The organism is Streptomyces sp. SAS_270 (assembly GCF_052543295.1).
This window is the reverse complement of sequence record NZ_JBMNDS010000058.1, coordinates 1-16,168: the sequence shown is the minus strand read 5'-3', so window position 1 is coordinate 16,168 and position 16,168 is coordinate 1. Positions and strand designations below refer to the sequence as shown.

20 protein-coding genes are annotated in these 16,168 nt (G+C 66.4%); 11 read left to right on the top strand and 9 right to left on the bottom strand.

Features of this window, described 5'->3' with window-relative positions; translation table 11 throughout:
• Positions 1-63: 63 nt before the first annotated feature.
• Entirely contained in the window at positions 64-531 is a 468-nt protein-coding gene (locus ACN6LB_RS31035) for a hypothetical protein (RefSeq protein ID WP_356139623.1), read from the top strand.
• Positions 532-617: 86 nt separating this feature from the next.
• Positions 618-998 carry a VOC family protein gene (locus tag ACN6LB_RS31030; RefSeq protein WP_445028760.1) on the top strand — a complete coding sequence of 127 codons (381 nt, stop codon included), beginning with the start codon at positions 618-620 and terminating at the stop codon, positions 996-998.
• On the opposite strand, the gene ACN6LB_RS31025 is transcribed toward ACN6LB_RS31030, so the two are convergent.
• Complete coding sequence (locus ACN6LB_RS31025; protein ID WP_445028759.1) at positions 999-1,526, bottom strand: levansucrase; 528 nt, start codon at positions 1,524-1,526, stop codon at positions 999-1,001. It abuts the gene before it with no gap.
• Positions 1,527-1,559: 33 nt separating this feature from the next.
• Positions 1,560-2,009, bottom strand: coding sequence for a hypothetical protein (locus ACN6LB_RS31020; RefSeq protein ID WP_445028758.1), 450 nt, complete (start codon positions 2,007-2,009; stop codon positions 1,560-1,562).
• 172 nt (positions 2,010-2,181) lie between these two features.
• On the opposite strand from ACN6LB_RS31020, the gene ACN6LB_RS31015 reads away from it, so the two are divergent.
• A complete protein-coding gene (locus ACN6LB_RS31015; protein WP_445028757.1) occupies positions 2,182-3,135 on the top strand; it encodes a GlxA family transcriptional regulator in 954 nt (317 codons plus the stop codon).
• A 73-nt stretch (positions 3,136-3,208) separates the two neighbouring features.
• On the opposite strand, the gene ACN6LB_RS31010 is transcribed toward ACN6LB_RS31015, so the two are convergent.
• Positions 3,209-3,511: a hypothetical protein gene (locus ACN6LB_RS31010; RefSeq protein WP_356139628.1), complete on the bottom strand. Its 303-nt coding sequence runs from the start codon at positions 3,509-3,511 to the stop codon at positions 3,209-3,211.
• A 302-nt stretch (positions 3,512-3,813) separates the two neighbouring features.
• Between ACN6LB_RS31010 and ACN6LB_RS31005 the strand changes: the two genes are divergently transcribed.
• The 6 genes from ACN6LB_RS31005 (at position 3,814) to ACN6LB_RS30980 (ending at position 7,510) form a co-directional block, all read left to right on the top strand.
• Positions 3,814-4,239, top strand: a complete 426-nt coding sequence (locus ACN6LB_RS31005; protein ID WP_445028785.1) for a DUF2267 domain-containing protein — start codon at positions 3,814-3,816, stop codon at positions 4,237-4,239.
• 280 nt (positions 4,240-4,519) lie between these two features.
• A complete protein-coding gene (locus tag ACN6LB_RS31000; RefSeq protein WP_445028756.1) occupies positions 4,520-5,347 on the top strand; it encodes an alpha/beta fold hydrolase in 828 nt (275 codons plus the stop codon).
• Positions 5,348-5,465: 118 nt separating this feature from the next.
• Positions 5,466-5,612, top strand: coding sequence for a hypothetical protein (locus ACN6LB_RS30995; protein WP_445028755.1), 147 nt, complete (start codon positions 5,466-5,468; stop codon positions 5,610-5,612).
• Positions 5,613-5,867: 255 nt separating this feature from the next.
• The gene (locus ACN6LB_RS30990; RefSeq protein WP_445028754.1) at positions 5,868-6,125 is read left to right on the top strand and encodes a hypothetical protein; all 258 of its coding nucleotides are present in this window, start codon (positions 5,868-5,870) and stop codon (positions 6,123-6,125) included.
• Positions 6,100-6,633, top strand: coding sequence for a DUF6879 family protein (locus tag ACN6LB_RS30985; RefSeq protein WP_445028753.1), 534 nt, complete (start codon positions 6,100-6,102; stop codon positions 6,631-6,633). The genes ACN6LB_RS30990 and ACN6LB_RS30985 overlap by 26 nt, the downstream gene beginning before the upstream one ends.
• Before the next feature lie 25 nt (positions 6,634-6,658).
• Positions 6,659-7,510, top strand: coding sequence for a helix-turn-helix domain-containing protein (locus tag ACN6LB_RS30980; protein WP_445028752.1), 852 nt, complete (start codon positions 6,659-6,661; stop codon positions 7,508-7,510).
• On the opposite strand, the gene ACN6LB_RS30975 is transcribed toward ACN6LB_RS30980, so the two are convergent.
• The 3 genes from ACN6LB_RS30975 to ACN6LB_RS30965 are packed head-to-tail and all read right to left on the bottom strand — an operon-like array spanning position 7,485 to position 8,922.
• Positions 7,485-7,796, bottom strand: a complete 312-nt coding sequence (locus tag ACN6LB_RS30975; RefSeq protein ID WP_445028751.1) for a hypothetical protein — start codon at positions 7,794-7,796, stop codon at positions 7,485-7,487. The genes ACN6LB_RS30980 and ACN6LB_RS30975 overlap by 26 nt on opposite strands.
• A gap of 27 nt (positions 7,797-7,823) precedes the next feature.
• Entirely contained in the window at positions 7,824-8,075 is a 252-nt protein-coding gene (locus tag ACN6LB_RS30970) for a DUF397 domain-containing protein (protein ID WP_445028750.1), read from the bottom strand.
• Between the two features lies 1 nt (position 8,076).
• A complete protein-coding gene (locus ACN6LB_RS30965) occupies positions 8,077-8,922 on the bottom strand; it encodes a helix-turn-helix domain-containing protein (RefSeq protein ID WP_445028749.1) in 846 nt (281 codons plus the stop codon).
• A 203-nt stretch (positions 8,923-9,125) separates the two neighbouring features.
• Here ACN6LB_RS30965 and ACN6LB_RS30960 point away from each other — a divergent pair, with 203 nt between their 5' ends.
• Positions 9,126-9,794, top strand: coding sequence for an ATP-binding protein (locus ACN6LB_RS30960; RefSeq protein WP_445028748.1), 669 nt, complete (start codon positions 9,126-9,128; stop codon positions 9,792-9,794).
• Between the two features lie 5 nt (positions 9,795-9,799).
• Here ACN6LB_RS30960 and ACN6LB_RS30955 read toward each other — a convergent pair whose 3' ends face one another.
• Both ACN6LB_RS30955 and ACN6LB_RS30950 read right to left on the bottom strand, forming a co-directional pair.
• On the bottom strand, positions 9,800-12,997 hold the full coding sequence (locus ACN6LB_RS30955; protein WP_445028747.1) for a DUF3427 domain-containing protein: 3,198 nt from the start codon (positions 12,995-12,997) through the stop codon (positions 9,800-9,802).
• A gap of 67 nt (positions 12,998-13,064) precedes the next feature.
• A complete protein-coding gene (locus ACN6LB_RS30950) occupies positions 13,065-13,190 on the bottom strand; it encodes a hypothetical protein (RefSeq protein ID WP_445028746.1) in 126 nt (41 codons plus the stop codon).
• Positions 13,191-13,830: 640 nt separating this feature from the next.
• Here ACN6LB_RS30950 and ACN6LB_RS30945 point away from each other — a divergent pair.
• On the top strand, positions 13,831-14,841 hold the full coding sequence (locus ACN6LB_RS30945) for a YDG/SRA domain-containing protein (protein WP_445028745.1): 1,011 nt from the start codon (positions 13,831-13,833) through the stop codon (positions 14,839-14,841).
• Between the two features lie 108 nt (positions 14,842-14,949).
• On the opposite strand, the gene ACN6LB_RS30940 is transcribed toward ACN6LB_RS30945, so the two are convergent.
• On the bottom strand, positions 14,950-15,963 hold the full coding sequence (locus ACN6LB_RS30940) for a hypothetical protein (protein ID WP_445028744.1): 1,014 nt from the start codon (positions 15,961-15,963) through the stop codon (positions 14,950-14,952).
• Positions 15,964-16,168 lie beyond the last annotated feature (205 nt).

Here is a 16,168-nt window from a genome sequence, read left to right as displayed (position 1 = left end):
CCAGGGCCGGTCTGAGTACGCGTACTCTGTCGAGCCGTCCGCACGCGCGCAACTCTCGTACGCATGACCGAGAAGCTGTTGAGCCCTCTGCGAACGCGCCGCTGGCCGGAACGCTGGCTGACGCGCGTACTCGGCGCCGCCCTGTCCTGCGCGGCGTATCTCGTCTGCCTCCCTTGGGACCTGCGCAACCGCGTCCAGCTCCCGGGGTCCGACACGGAGACGACCCCGATGACGGGCATCGGCGTCCTGCTCCTGGGCGCCGCCCTGCTCCTCCTGGCGGCCTACTTCGGCCACCGGGACGCGCTCGGCTGGCCGCTGCTCCTGGTGGCCGTGCCCCCGGCGGCGCTGATGTACGTCTCGCTGAGCGCACACCCCGGCCCGCCGGACGGGTTCGCGAACGCGTGGCCCCTGGCGTGGGGGTTCTTCACCCTCCTCATCGCGGCCGGAGTGTTCGTCGCGGCCGTCGTGGCACGGCAGTTCAGGGCAGACTCGGCGGACGAGGAACTGATGCCGGCGCAGCGGTCGTCATGACCGGCGATCGCGATGACCAGTGGTCCTGTCGTGATGACCAGTGGTCTTGATGACCGGCGGTCGTGATTTTTGAGGAGAGGTTCGTCATGACCATCCGCAGAGTCGTCCCGAACGTCCAGGTCGAGTCCGAGAAGTCCATGGTGAACAACCGTGACTTCTATGGCCTGTTGGGCTTCGAGGAGGTCATGAACCTGGGCTGGGTCAGGACCCTCGCCTCCCCCTCCAACCCCACCGCGCAGATCAGCTTCCTCACCGAGGAGCGCACCGCGCCGGTCGTGCCCGACCTGAGCGTGGAGGTCGAGGACGTCGACACGGTGTACGCGGAGGTCGTCGCCTCGGGCGCGGAGATCGTACGGGAGCTGCGGGACGAGGATTGGGGCGTACGGCGCTTCTTCGTGCGGGACCCGAACGGCAGGGTCGTGAACGTGCTGGGGCACCGGGACCGAGTCACCGGTGCCGCCCGCTGATCACTGGCCGAAGAAGTACTGCGAGCCCTTCTGGATGAAGTACGACGCGTAGACGCGACCGAGCGCGGGCTTGCCGCGGTACATCCCGACGTACTGCTGCGTGCTGTCCACCACGACCGGCCGCGTCATGCAGGCGAACTTGATGCGCTGCCGATCCTCCGCCCAGTGGACGGCGGCAGGATCGACCCGGTCGCTGACCAGCAGCGGGAAGGCGCCGATGCCGTTCTGCAGGCCGACGGGCAGGCCGCCCTTGTTGTCCTTGGCGTACTTCATCACCTGGTCGGTGAAGCCCTCGATGGCGGGGACGGTTATCTCGGGGACCGCCGCGGCCACGGTGAACAGGTGCAGCCGTGTCGCCATCCAGCTCATGCGGAAGTCGGCCCGCCGCCCCACGAGGACGGGCACACCGGCCCAGTCCTCCCACCGCGTCTCGCATCCGTCGGCCGTGAGCCTGCTCTGCACCGAGGCGAGATAGGCCTGCGGCGCCGGCTGTCCTTGCTGCCCGTGTCCTGGCACCTGTCCGTACATGGGCGGGATCCTATGCCCCGGGTGCGCGGGTTCCTATGCCCCGGTCGTGGACCCGGGCCGAATGATCATCAGCACGGTGACGGTGGCCCAGAGAAGGTTGAAGATCCCCGTGAACATGGCGAGCCGGACGGCCGCCGCGGGGTCGCCGCCGCCGTCGACGAACACGCTCTGCCGGGGCAGCACCAGGGCGACGAGGACCAGAGCGGCGAGCGCGGTCAACGCGATCGAGACGACCAGCCAGGCGTCCCCGAGCACCCCCATGTTGCTCGCCGTGGCGAACCCGAAGACGGGGACGACGACGCCGACGGCCGCGTACACCCGGCAGATGCGGTGCAGCAGCCGTACGGTCTCCGCGGCCCCCACGTCACCGGGGTCGGCGAGGGCCTTGCGCGCGCTGGGCGGGAAGAGGCTCGCTGCGACGGTCACGGGCCCGACGGCGACGATCGCGGCGATGACATGGACGGCGAGGAGGAACTTGGTCACGGGGTGACGCTAGGTGCACGGCGGATCTTGCAGAAGTGGCGGTTTTGCCAGGGTGTGACGGATTCTCGCCAGGGGTGTTCTGGGCTCTTTTCAGTGCCGAGGTGCACTTCTCCCGCTGGTGCGACGTGTACGACGGCTTGGCCATAACTCGTCGTATGCCTACTCTCCTGCCATGCACACTGTGGCCGTACTGGCGCTGGACCAGGTGATTCCGTTCGACCTCTCCGCCCCGATCGACACGTTCGGCTGGGCCCGGCTGCCGGACGGGCGGGAGGCGTACCGGGTCCGGGTCTGTGCCCCGGCGGAGGAGGTGAGCGCGGGCTCGTACAGCCTGCGCGCGCCCTACGGCCTCGACGCGCTCGCGGACGCCGACACGATCGTGCTGCCCGGGGTCGCCGACCCCACGATCCCGCTGCCGCCGGGGGTGGCGGAGGCCCTGCGCGCGGCGGCGGCGAACGGCACACGGATCGCCTCCGTCTGCGTCGGCGCGTTCGTCTTCGCCGCCACGGGACTCCTGGACGGGCTGCGCGCGACCACGCACTGGTTCGCGGCGCAGGACCTGGCGGAGATGTACCCGGCGGTTACGGTCGACCCGAACGTCCTGTACGTCGACAACGGGCAGCTCCTGACCTCGGCCGGCGCGGCCGCGGCCATCGACATGTGCCTGCACATGATCCGCAGGGACCACGGTTCCGCCGTGGCCGCGCATGCCGCCCGGATGGCCGTCGTACCCCTCGAACGGGAGGGCGGCCAGGCCCAGTTCATCGTCCACGACCGGCCTCCGGCCCCGGCCGGCGCCACGCTGGAACCCCTGCTCGGATGGCTGGAGGACAACGCCGACCGCGACCTCGCACTGGACGACATCGCGGCCCACGCCGGCATGAGCGCCCGTACCCTCAACCGCCGCTTCCGCGAGCAGACGGGGACGACACCGCTGCAGTGGCTGCACCGGGCGCGGGTGCGCCGGGCCCAGTACCTCCTGGAGACCACCGCGTACCCCGTCGAACGCATCGCGGCGCAGGCGGGATTCGGCTCCCCGACGGCGTTCCGGGAACGCTTCAAGAGGGTGGTGGGGACGAGTCCGTATGCGTATCGGCGGGCGTTTCAGGGGGTTGAGGGGGTGTAGTTGCGGGGTCGGCCGACGTGGATCGGCTGGGCTGGGAGCTGGGCTGAGGTACGGCTTCCGGGGGCCGGGCTGATCAGGCGTGCCGGTCGGCGACCGCCCAGGAGGCGAGGGCGACGGCTCCGGCGACGCCGAACACGGCGGGCCAGGCGCCGACCTTCTTGGCCAGCGGGTGGGACGCGCCGAAGGCGGCGACGTACGCGACGGTCAGCGCACCCGCGGCCCTGCCGCCGGCCTGCTGCCGCCACTGCTGCGCGGCTGCGGCTCCCGCGGCGGCCAGGACGACCCCGCCGAGCTGCCGCTTCTTGGTCCAGCGGGCCACGCCGTATCCACCGATGAGCCCACTCGCGGCCACCGCCGCGGCCGGTACCTTCGCCATTTTGCTGCCTCCCGCTGCTGCGTCTGTCGATCGAACCGAGGCTAACGCTCTCGCGGGGCCACGCCACGGCCGCCCTCGCCGTCGCGCCCCGTCTCTTGCCGCAGGCGTACTCCGAATGTCCTTCCTCCCTCGGGGAACTCGACGGCTGAGCACGGCTCAAGCGCTGCTGACGCGCAAGTACCTACGCTCGCGAAGCCGAGCCGCGTTGGCAGGGATCGGATTCGGATTCGGATCGGAATCGTAGGAGAAGACACACGATGAGCATCCTGAGCAGCGCGGACCCCACGAGTCCGGCGAACACGATGAACACGACGGACGCGATGAGTTCGCTGAGATGGAGTGAGCTGGTCGAAGTGGTCCGGCAGTCCGGCCAGTACCTCTCCGAGTCGGAGGCGGAGCGCGTCATCCGTATCGTGCTGTCCGCGCTGGGCGGCCACGTGCACGGCGACGTACGCGACGAGCTGGCGAGCCGGCTTCCCGAGGAGGCGGGCCGGCTCGTCGCGACGCAGCTGCCGGCCACGCGGCGCCTGACCGCCGCGCAGTTCGTCGACAGCGTCGCGGCCCGCATCCTGGGCGCCACCCCGGCCACGGCCCGCTGGGACGTCACGTCGGTGCTCAGCGTGCTGCCGAAGGCGGTGGGCAACGAGGTCATCGACCAGGTCCTGGAGCAACTGTCCACCGGCTACGCCCTGTTGTTCGGCAGGGCGGACCTGACGTTGGCGACGTGACAGTGGTGACGTGACGTGACGTGACAGTGGTGACGTGAGGCCGCCGGGCTGACGCCGACGGCCTCACACCGCTTACGGTGGCCGTCCGGCCGCGCGCGGGCATGGACCGGGAGCCGGAATCCGGGAGCCGGAATCCGGGAGCCGGAATCCGGAAGCCGGAAAGCCGGAAGCCGGAAAGCCGGAATTCTGGGAGGCGAAACCGGCATCCGCCGACACCGGTTCCCGGTCCATGCCCGCCGCACGGCCGGGTGCCCGACCCGACGGCGGAAGACAAGACATCGTGCAGACCCCTCAGCCCGAGCCCCGCACCCTCACGCTCACCACCGAGGACACCATCCGTCTCGCCTACCGCGACCACCACCCACGGCCAGGAACCGCCACTCCTCCTCCCCGGCCCCCTCTCCTCCTCCTGCACGGCCTCGCGGGCCACATGGGCGAGTGGGACGACGTACTCCCGCTGCTCCTCGCGGACGGCCACAGAGTGGTGACGTACGACGCCCGGGGCCACGGCGCGAGCACCCGCCGCCCGCGGGACATGACCCGAGCGGCGTGCGTACGGGACACGGTGACGCTCATCCGCGAACTCGCCCTGGCCCCCGTGACGTTGGTGGGCCAGTCCCTGGGCGGCCTCACGGCACTCCTCACGGCGGCCGCGCACCCGGAACTGATCCATTCCCTGATCCTGATCGAGGCGGGCCCGAACGGCCCGAACCCGAACCTCCCCACGGAGATCGCGGCATGGCTGGACAGCTGGCCGACCCCCTTCAAGTCCCCTGCCGCAGCAGCCGACTTCTTCGGCCACGAGGCCTGGGCACGGAACCTGGAGCAGCGCGAGGACGGCTGGCACCCCCGCCTGGACCACGACACGACGATCGCGGCGATCACCGAACTGGCCACGCACGCCTACTGGTCCGAGTGGACCCGGATCCAGTGCCCCACCCTCGTCATCCGCGCCGCAAACGGCACCATGCCCCCGACAGAGCCCACCCAAATGATCTCCCACCGCCCAACCACCCAACTCACCGTCATCCCCGACGCAACCCACGACGCCCACCTGGACCAGCCGGAACGGCTGCACGCGGCGATGACGGCGTTTTTGGCGAGGTGATGGCGGGTCCCCCGCCCCGGGGGTCCCGGCACCACCGCTCGTACTCACGCGAGTGCAGGATGAACGCGTGCCACCCCGGGTCGACCTGCCTCGACGGCGACAGCGGCACGTCGCTGCGATGACCACTCATCCACAGGAACGCAAGAGCCTGGTCCACGACCTTCTCCGCGTGCGGCCGGGACACCTTGTCCTCTGCTTCCAGGAAGGAAGCAAGGCGATCGAACAACTCGTCGTCGACGAGGGATCGTCCGGTCCGGACCTCTGAATCCAGGATGACGGTCATCGCGTCCTCTCTTTCCTGCTCATGCCCGTGTCGGGCGGTGCGGGGCCGGCCACCGGGTGCCGGTGGAGCCATCGCTCGCCGCGAGGTTATGAGTGCAACGAGTCCGCTTCCCACTGATGTGCAGCAATGTGCACCAGCTCATTCCGTAGAGGGAGATCTGGCTCAACACCCTTGACCGGCAACGCTGGATGCAGGACTTTGCTGCACATCAGTGCACAGTTCGAAAGGGAGACGGCCATGGCCTTACAGCTCATCGGTGTCGATCCAGAGACGGGCCAGAGCGGTTCGCCGACAGCGTGGGTGGACTCGGAGAACGCCGACATCGTGCTCCAGAGCTACATCGCCGATGATCAGACCCGTCTCCAATGCGTGGAGAACACCGCAGCCGGGCACGACAAGGGGATCCCTGCCCACGAGACAGTGATCCGCGTCCCCGTACACCTGGTGCCGCTGCTGAGGGAGGCTTGCGATGCCGCAGAGCGAGCTGCGCTTTAACGATCTCCTCGAAGCGTCCCAGAGCTCAGCTGTTCATCTGGAGATGCGGGATGTGTACGGAGTCGGTGACGAAGCCGATGACTTCAACGAGTGGAAGCGCATTGGCAGGCGAGACGTAGACCCCGGGTCTGCGTACTGGACACCGTGGGTCGACCTGATCTCACGTGCGACATCCCGCGGTGTTGCCGTCCGTCGGGCTCGGATCGTGTCGGAACCGGTCACCGATTACATCCGCTACGAGTGGGCCGGCACTCCGGTCAACGTCCATGCCGGAGAACAGGTGCGGTGGCTGTCTCGGCGACGTGCGGCAGACTTGCTGCTGCCCGGCTGTGACCTATGGATCTTCGACGGCACGCAGGTACTGTTCAACCACTTCACCGGCGAGGGGAACTGGGCGGAACCTCCGCTCGAACTCTGTACGGAGCCGGAAGTCGTCCAGCAGTGCGTGGACGCCTTCGAGGCGGTATGGGGCCGCGCAGTCCCGCACGACCAATACAAGATTCACTGACAGGAATTACCGGACAGGCCAGCTCATGCCCATATCCCCCTCGTCATCGGCCCAAGACGCTCGCAAAAGAGTGGCGGGCCGACTGCGCGAACTGCGGAGGGATGCGGGGCTCACGGTCGTCGAGCTGGCCGGTCGGTGCGGTTGGCACCACGCCAAGACCTCGCGCATCGAGAACGCCAAGACGCCCCCGTCACCCACAGACATCCGCAGGTGGTGCACTGCCTGCAATGCCGAAAGCCATACGGCTGACCTGATCGCCGCATCCCGGGACGCCGAGTCCATGTATACGGAGTGGCAGCGCCGAGTCCGTCAGGGTCTACGCCAACTCCAGGACAGCTATGTGAAGTTGTACCGGTCAACTCGGCTGTTCCGCGTCTACTCACCCACGCTGATCCCAGGGCTCGTGCAGACAGAGGGATACGCACGGGCTTTGCTGGGAGCCAACGCCCAGCTGCTCGATGTCCCCAATGACGCGGAAGAAGCAGCAGCCGCCCGACTCGAACGCTCGCAGATCATCCACGAACGCGGACACCGCTTCGTGCTACTGATCGAAGAGGGCGCCCTTTACTACCAGTTGGCCGATGGCGACACGATGGCGGCTCAGCTCGGATACCTCCTCACCGCAGGCGCCCTGCCAGCCGTCTCGCTGGGCGTCATCCCAAGAGCCACGCGAGAACGCGCTCTGTGGCCGCAAGAGCTGTTCCATGTCTACGACGACACTCTCGTGTCGGTGGAACTCCTGTCCGCCCAGGTCAACATCACACAGCCGTCCGAGATCGAGCTGTACCTGAAGGCGTTCGAACAACTCCGGAGCATGGCTGTTTACGGCGCCGACGCACGCGCCCTCATCCTCAAGGCCATTGAGGCACTGCGGTGACAGCACCCCCAGCGCGATCAGCGCGCTCGGAGGACTCGGCAGGCACGAACACGCTCAGGCAATAGCTGGTCGGCTGCACCAGGCGGCCGCAGAACACATCGATGCGGACCATCGACGGGTCGATCGACTGATGCTCAGCCAGGAAGCGGCTTTTAAAGGCCCGGAATTCGGCCTCGTCCTGTGTCGAGAAGATGCGCTCCCATCGACCGTCACGTTCTTCGTACGCGGCTCTTGCACGCTGACTCCGCGCTTCCTGCTGCCGCTTCCTCTTCCGCTGCCCGGGCATGCCCAACAGCTTGCTGGACAGCCGGCCCTACGGCAACGGAGATCGCCCGACACCCCACGGTTCCCGTTGGGCGCGATGGATAGCGGGGAAGGAGCGCTGGCGCAGCGGGCGTATGAAGCTCTGCCATGCGTGACTGCCGACGTTGATGGCCGCACCATGGGCGTTCTTGGAATCGCGTACGAGGATGGCGCCGCCGGAGTACGCGCACTCCACGCACTCCGTGCCGCTGCCCCCGCTGTACGACGACTTGAACCAGCGGGGCGCAGGTACTGCGGCCATTTCAAGACTCCTCGTCTATGCGTTGGACCAGCGCCATGGAGGACTCAAGGTCGAGTGCTTGTGCGCTGAGGTACTCGAACGCCAACCTATAGCGGTCCAACTCCGGCTGCTTCTCCATGAAGAGCCCACCGCCGAGGAGGTCCACGTACACCACGTCCAGCTGGCGCGTGGGTCCCCGTAGGACCGCGAAACTCCCCACTGCTGCCGCATGGGCCCCTGCTGAGAACGGGAGGACTTGGACCGTGATGTCTGGACGTTCCGCAACGGTCATGAGGTGGCGCAGCTGTTCACGCATGACCTCGGTTCCGCCGACCACGCGTCGGATCGCTGCCTCGTCGATCACGCACCAGATGTGTGGAGGCTCGTCGCGCTGAAGAAGCTCCTGCCTCTTCATGCGGATGTCGACCATGTGCTGCACCTCCCGTTCTGGGCACTGCATCTCTGAAGCTCGGTGAACGGCTTCGGCGTAGGCACGGGTCTGGAGTAGGCCGGGGATGTACATGCAGGCGTAGTGGTCTTCTCGGACGACTTCGTCCTCAAGCGTGAGCATGAGGTTCATGGAGTCGGGGATGGGGTCGGCGAGAGACCGCCACCAGCCCTGGATCTTGGCCCCCTTTGCCAACTCGACGAGGGCCAAGCGTTCCTCATCAGAGGTCCCGTACTCGCGGCACAAGGCATCTACGGAGGGCCACTTGACCGAGCCCTCCTTCGTCTCGTAGCGGCTCAGCGTGGCCTTGGAGATGCCGACGCGCGCGCCAGCTTCTTCGAGGGTGAGGCCCTTGAGTTCGCGGAGGCGGCGCAGATCAGCGCCCAGCTGGCGTCTGCGGGTAGTAGGTCCAACTGCCATGTGCGAGGCCTTTCGTGTTGATCCTTCAGATGGTGCTGGTTGTGGGAGTGAGGCGGCAACGTGGTGTGCGCCGGGAGCGCGCGACACATGCGCGCGCTCCGATGCGATGGAAATGAGAGTTCCATTTTGAGAGTTCCAATGCAACTCTCGGTACGTGACCGATTGCGTATAGCAACTCGGCGCAGCGCCGAAGGAGTTGAGCCATGGCCCACATCACGTGCATGCCGAGAACGCCTTGGGATCTCCCCTTCGCGGCGGAGCCCGAGGAGGTGGCAGCTCTACGGCGGATCATGCGGATCCACTTGAAGTGCTGGGGACTGCAAGAGCTCACGGATGCTGCGCAACTCTGCGTCACTGAACTTGTTTCGAACGTCATCACGCATGTAGGGGCAGGGACCCCGACCACGCTCGCAGTTTCGATGAGTGGCACCCGCCTGCGGATCGAAGTCCACGACCCCGACACCCGTGCCCTACCGACCCTGATCCAGGCGGAAGCCGACTCCGAAGGTGGGCGCGGCATGGCGCTCGTTGAAGCCGTTGCCGAGCGCTGGGGCGTGCAGCTCGGTGAGGACCGGAAGGTGACTTGGTGCGAGTTGGCGACGAATCTGACCTCGCCGAACGGCCACAGCGGCGGCGCACAGGTGGCCAGAGCCGAGGCGATCCTCGGCCTCTATGCAGCGGCGGCCTTGCCTTGCGCGATGAGCGAGGGCCCACGTGCGTTGAGCGTGGCCGTAGCGGAGGACGCGGCGATCGATGTCATCGCAGACGTCCTCCTCTGGCTCCGTGCGCATGGCTGCGATGCGGACGAGGCGCTCGACCGGGCTCAGATGCACTTCGAGGCTGAAGCGGCTGTTTCCGGAGACTTGCGATGAGGGCGTCACCCAGTGGCGATTGCTGAATACGTCCAGACGTCCGCCGGAATCTGGTGCTTCAGCTTCCACGTGACGGCCATCGGCTTGCTCCCCTCATGGCTGTCGTACTCGGCCGGGCCGAGCAGCATCCACGGTTGAGCTCCACCGATGTCAGTGCTTTTGTAGCGCCGAACGAAGAGTAGAACGTGGCTTCCCTCGCGGACGTGATGCTGATAGCGGAGGCCTGTGGGGGAGGTTTCAGAGGTCTGGTTCTGAGACTCCCAGTGGAATCGGGTCTCGCTCAACGCGAAGTCGTGATAGCGCGTTTGCGGGGAGAAGTCCTTTTCATCCTTGTCTAGCGTGACGAGGAGAGCATCGGTTTTGATCGAATCGCACCACTTCACTCCCTCCCGGAAGTCACCTGGCATGAAGCCGCCAATGGAGGACTGGCCAAGGGCAGGAAGGATTTCCTCACGGCTGTACGAGGCATGCACCGTGAGCGGGATGCCGTTCTGGCCGTTCATGCCCAGTAGAGGAATGGGGACGTGCTCGGTGTGAGCGAGGTTGTACTCCAGCACCTGGCGCAGCTCGCTGCGTACGGCGTGCTGGTGGCGCAGAGTTGCAAATCCGGCGTCGTAGTCAGCAAAGCCCTTGCGGGTTACGCCGCCGAGCGGCCAGAGCTGGAAGAAGAGCATGTGTGCGTACGCCTGCCCTTGTTCGTCAAGCGTGTTGTAGGAAGGCGCGTCATCCTCCAGCATCCGCGTGTACGCGGCTACTCGCAGCGGATCGTCCACGTGGAGGAAGGCGGAGACGCGCTTGAGGAGCGCGGCTTCACCCTCCGGCGCCTCACCTTTCAAGAGGCCAGAGCGGCGGAGGAGTCCCGTCCACGAGTTGCCGCTGCCTCGATAGAGCTCTCTGAGCTCGCGACCACTCTCGAAGAGGTAGCCGCTGAGCTCCCGCTCCGCGTAATCAGCTACCTCGCGGGCCAAGGCCGTGACATTGACACCGATCTGGTCCTTGATGTTGGCGATGATGGTCTTCTTGGCCTTCTCCTCAAGGAGGATCTGGCAACCAGAGGGAAGCTGCGGGAAGTCATGCTCGATGTTGTCAAGGAGCCGCTTGCGGGTCAGGTTCGTCAACGCCCGGAACTGGTTCTCGAAGCGAAACTCCTTGCGATGCAGACCAATGAAGTCCAGCACAGTCAGCACCGCTTTGTCCTCGGTGCGCCGGAGGCCTCGACCAAGCTGCTGGAGGAACACGGTCGCGCTCGACGTTGGGCGCAACAGGAGCAGTGTGTCTACGTCGGGAATGTCGAGCCCCTCATTGAAGAGGTCGACGGAGAAGATTACCTGCAACGCCCCTGATCTGAGGCTTTCCAGTGCTTGTCTGCGCTCCTCTGCTGGTGTTTCACCGGAGAGAGCAACAGCATTGAGGCCCGCGATGCGGAAGTGCTCGGCCATGAAGCGCGCGTGCGCGACTGACACGCAGAAGCCCAAGGCGCGCATGGCGCCTGGCTCGGCGATCTTCGCTTCGACGGCCTTGATGACCAGCCGCGCCCGGGCCTTGTCGCCGCTGAGTACGTTACTCAGGGCCTCCGCGTCGTATCCGCCGCGTTTCCATGTCACCGCACTCAGGTCGGTGTTGTCGCTGATGCCGAGGTAGTGGAACGGGCTGAGGAGGTTGTTTTCGAGGGCTTCCCAAAGCCGCATTTCAGCTGCGATCCGGCCATCGAAGAATTCGTCCTGGATGTTCTTGCCGTCCATGCGCTCAGGCGTGGCTGTCAGCCCCAGGAGCTCCGCCGGCTGGAAGTGATCGAGGATCTTGCGGTACGTCGGTGATGTCCCGTGGTGGAACTCGTCGATCACGATTACATCGAAGTGATCAGGAGAGAGCCGATCCAGCGCTCGTGCGTTGAGCGACTGCACACTCGCGAAGACGTGGGTCCATCGTTCCGGGATCTCGCCGCTGTGGAGGGACTCGCCGAAGTTCGGGTCTACCAAGACGTCTTGGTAGGTGCGCAGAGACTGCTGCAAGATCTCCTTGCGGTGGGCGACAAACAAGAGGCGCAGGTCACGGCCGTACTTCCTGCGCAACTGCTTGTAGTCGAGCGCTGCCATTACCGTCTTGCCTGTACCGGTCGCCGCGACCAGCAGATTCCGGTGGCGGTTATGGACCTCACGCTCGACATCCAGCCGCTCCAGCATGTCGCGCTGATGCGGATATGGCCGTACTTCAAGGCCAGACAGGGTGATCCTGCGCTCCGCCGCGGACGTGGAAGAGGTGCCGCCCGCGATCGCCAACGCCTCCGTCAGCCGGTCCCCGTCAGTGTCGGGGTCGTACGACTCGAAGGACGGATCGCTCCAGTACGCCTCGAAGGTCGCCTCGAACTTTCGCAGTACATCAGGCGTGGCGACCGAAGACATCCGGACGTTCCACTCCAAGCCATCGAGCAGCGCGGCCTTGGAGAGATTGGAGCTACCGATGTAGGCGGTGTCGTAGCCGCTCTTGCGGCGGAACAGCCATGCCTTGGCGTGAAGCCGGGTGGACCGGGTCTCGTAGTTCACCTTGACCTCGGCGTTGAACTCTTGGACCAGTCGATCCAGCGCGCGCCGCTCGGTCGCTCCGATGTACGTCGTCGTGATGACGCGTATCGGCACGTCTCGCTCATGTGCTGCTTGCAAGGACTGCTCGATGATCCGCAGACCGTGCCACTTCACGAAGGCGCAGAGCAGATCTACGCGGTCAGCGGTGGCAAGCTCGGCGCGCAATTCGAAGCCGAGGCTCGGGTCTTCTGGTGAGTTGGTGATGAGGGCGGCGTCGGAGAGCGGGATGCCTGGGCGTACGGCGAAGACGCCGGGAGCCTCCTGCCGGGTCAGTGCGAGAAGTTGACGAGGTCCGGGAGCGACCAGATCCACCCACTCCTGTGCGCCTTCGAGGGTGCTGATGGACTCCAGGATGTGGTTCGCGGCGTGTACCCGCTCCTCCGCAGGGAGGCCTTGCATCACCCGCCGCACCGCTCGGGCCACGTGCCTGGCCAAGACATGTGGGACGGACTCGTCGCCGACTACATCGCTCACCGGATGCCATCCGAGGGCGGCGAACTCCTTCAGCTTCTGCTCGAACCGCAGAGTGATGAGCTCTTCGTACACGCCTGCCGCAGGCTGCGTCAGATCCCCCAGCTCAGACACGCGGACCCCTTTGGTGACTTGTACGGCCGTGCTCATGTGTAACAGAGACCACTGACACTTCGGGCTGAGGGCGATGAGGAAGCCCCGTGCGACATGTCCTGTGTCACTGATTCCTTATGCCGCGCGTCTCGATGGTTGTAGCTACTGATCGGCGTTGCAGCGCACCAGCAATGAGCTCCATCTCGATCAGGGTGCCAACCAGGCCGGTGTCCTTCAGTTCGCTGGCCATCGTGCGTGCCTGGCCCAAAGGCAGCTGGAGAGACTCGCGTAGGACTCGCAGGATGGGGATGAGGCTGGGCTCGTCGTCCGCAAGGTGAAGTCGGGCGGGCCCGTGTTCTGCGAGCAGAGCCTGCCGGATCTCCTCGGGAGTCGCTCCACCTGTGTCCTGCTCACACCACCCATTTGGGCAGGTCTGACACACTCCTTCAGTGCCCCACCACAACTGCCCGTGATCGAGGTACTGGCCAACGTCGCGGATCATCCAGCCGCCGCAGTCTTCGCATCGCGCCGTGACTTTCACTCCTTGAGTGATCACCGAACTCCTCGCCGCCAGACGCCGATCAGCGGATCCTCCCTCAAACGTGCCAGTCAGCCGAGCCACCGCTTCCCGCGGGCGCGGGGCGGATCACAGCGGCCTGAGTCAACGACCTGCCGGTAGGCGCGATCGGCGAGTTCCGTGTCCGAGCCAACTCGGCCGTTGGCAACTGCCGCGGACCGCCCGCTCTACGCGAGATCACCGGCGCATGGTACTGACTGCAAGCGCCCAGCGGCTTGTGACCCCGCCCGACGTGGCGACCTCGGACATGACGCAACTGGCCAGTTTTATATACAGGTTTGACAGAGGTGATCGACTTCGCTCAAGTGGAAACGTGGAAATCGAACGAGCTATCGGTCACATCTCCGGGATCCCCCTTGGGGCCGTCTTCCATCGACGACTGGATGTGATGCGAGCCCAGTTACATCGCACCAACCAGAAGGGCATCTCGTGGATCGCTGACGAGGACGGCGCCGAAGTTGGCGACGCCATCGTCTTGCACGGCGGGTACGAGGATGACGAAGACCACTGGACGTGGGTGCGATACACCGGGGCCTCGCCGGACAAGGAGAAGGATGAGAAGACGGGGAAGCTGTTATGTAGTCAATCATGGGCATACCGGGATAACGCTGCTCTGAAGCGCAGCTATGAGCGCGGGCATCCGATTCGTGTCATCCGTGGCTATGAAGGGGATCCGCGATTCTCGCTCCCCGATGACTATAGGTATGACGGCCTGTACAAGATCACGGCCATCCGCACGGCGATATCCAAGTCACCAGCGCCGGACGGCTCGGAACTCAAGATCTGTCAGTTTGACCTGGCGCGACTGTCGGATCCACTCCAGGAGCAGACGGACGTTGAACGTCACGTTGCTGAAATGCTCGAAGAACTCGATGGGTTGGATGAGTTGAGCGGGCAGCAGGAAGCTGAGAAGTTTCCTGAGGTGCGTACCACCCAGGTTCAGCGTTTCGTGAGAGACGCTCCGGCGGCTAGGCGCATCAAGGAGCTCTACGAGGGCGAGTGTCAGCTGTGCGGTCTCCGCCTGATGGGGCCGGACGGCAAGCCCTACAGCGAGGGTGCGCACATACGACCGTTGGGTAGGCCCCACAACGGGCCCGATGTTGAGCCGAACATCCTCTGCCTCTGCCCCAACTGCCATGTGCGGCTGGACATTGGCGCCGTCGTCGTGGCCGACGATTGGTCGATCGTTGTGCGTGCGGGATTGCTTGGCGCGCCTGTGCTGCCAAGGCTGCTGATGAAGGGCCAACACAGGGTGCATCCGGACTATGTTCGCTACCACCGGGCGTGGTGGGAGAAGAACACTGGGCCCGCCAGCGACTCGTAGGACTGAAGCTCCTTGCGATGTGGCGGGGGCCTACGTGGCCCCGCCACAGACGCGCAGATTTGGTCGGTGATCGCCGGCTTGGCGCGCCACTGACCGGGCCCGTTTGGACTACCCGACCCCGTGACACCCCCCATAAACCCGCCCCGACCCACACCAGCACTCAGCCCCCCGCTGCGGAGGCCAAGCCACAGCCAGCCCCCTGGCTGCCAGTGTCGTCGCGTACTGCGGGAGCAGGGTGGTGTCCGACGGGGAGGACGCCTCCGACGCGGCGAAGGCTTCGTAGGACGGGACCGTTCCCGTCACGATGCCCAGGTTTGGGGTGCCGGAGGCTGAGAGCTCGCGCAGGGATGCCTCTATGGTCGCGAGGTGTTCCTCGTGGGAGGGGTATTCCGAGGTCAACGACGGGTACGCCGCGAGGAGTTCGGCCAGTTCGGCGGCGGGCCAGTGCAGGACGGCCACCGGGAAGGGGCGGGAGAGCGCTTCGCGGTAGGTGCCGAGTTCGGCGCGCAGGCGGCTGATCTCGGCCGCCAGCTCCGCCGGGTTGTCCGAGCCGAGGGACCAGACGCGCTTCGGGTCGTGGAGTTCGTCCAGCGAGACCGGGGAGGAGTGGAGGGTGTCCGCCAGGGCGTCCCAGTGGTCGTGGGCCATGCCGAGCATGCGGCGGACGCGGTGGCGGCCGTAGAGGAGCGGGTGAGTCGAGTACGGGGGCTCGGGCACGTCCGTCAGGAGGAGCGTCGCGCCCTGCGTGAAGGTGTCCTGCGCCGCCTCCAGCTCGTCGTGGGACTCCAGGGACTCCGCGACGATCACCCAGGGGGCCGGGTCGCGCGGGGACGCGGCGCGGACGCCGTCGATGATCGCGCGGGCCTCCGCCTCGTGGCCGTACTCCCAGAGGTTCGACGCCTTGAGGGCGCGGACCAGGTGGGGGGTCTCCAGGGAGGCCGGAGTGGCCAGCAGGCGGTCGTAGAGCGCGGTGGCGCCGGGGCGGTCGCCGGCCAGTTCCAGGTGGGCCGCGGCCTGCAGGAGCAGGTGCTCGGCGTCCTCGGGATACAGGCCGGCAGTCCGCTCCAGGCGCGCTGCTTCGGCGGTGTGGTCGACGTTCTCGGCAGACGTGTCGGGGCGCATGAGGGACACCGTACTGCGACCGGTGTGCAAAGAAGAGGTAGGGAAGACGTACGTGCAGGTCAGGTGGGTCGGGAAGCTCCAGGGTGGAAGGCCCGGGACCGAAGCGCCCGGGGGGGGGGGGGGGGGGGGGGGGGGGGGGGGGGGGGGGGGGGGGGGGGGGGGGGGGGGGGGGGGGGGGGGGGGGGGGGGGGGGGGGGGGGGGGGG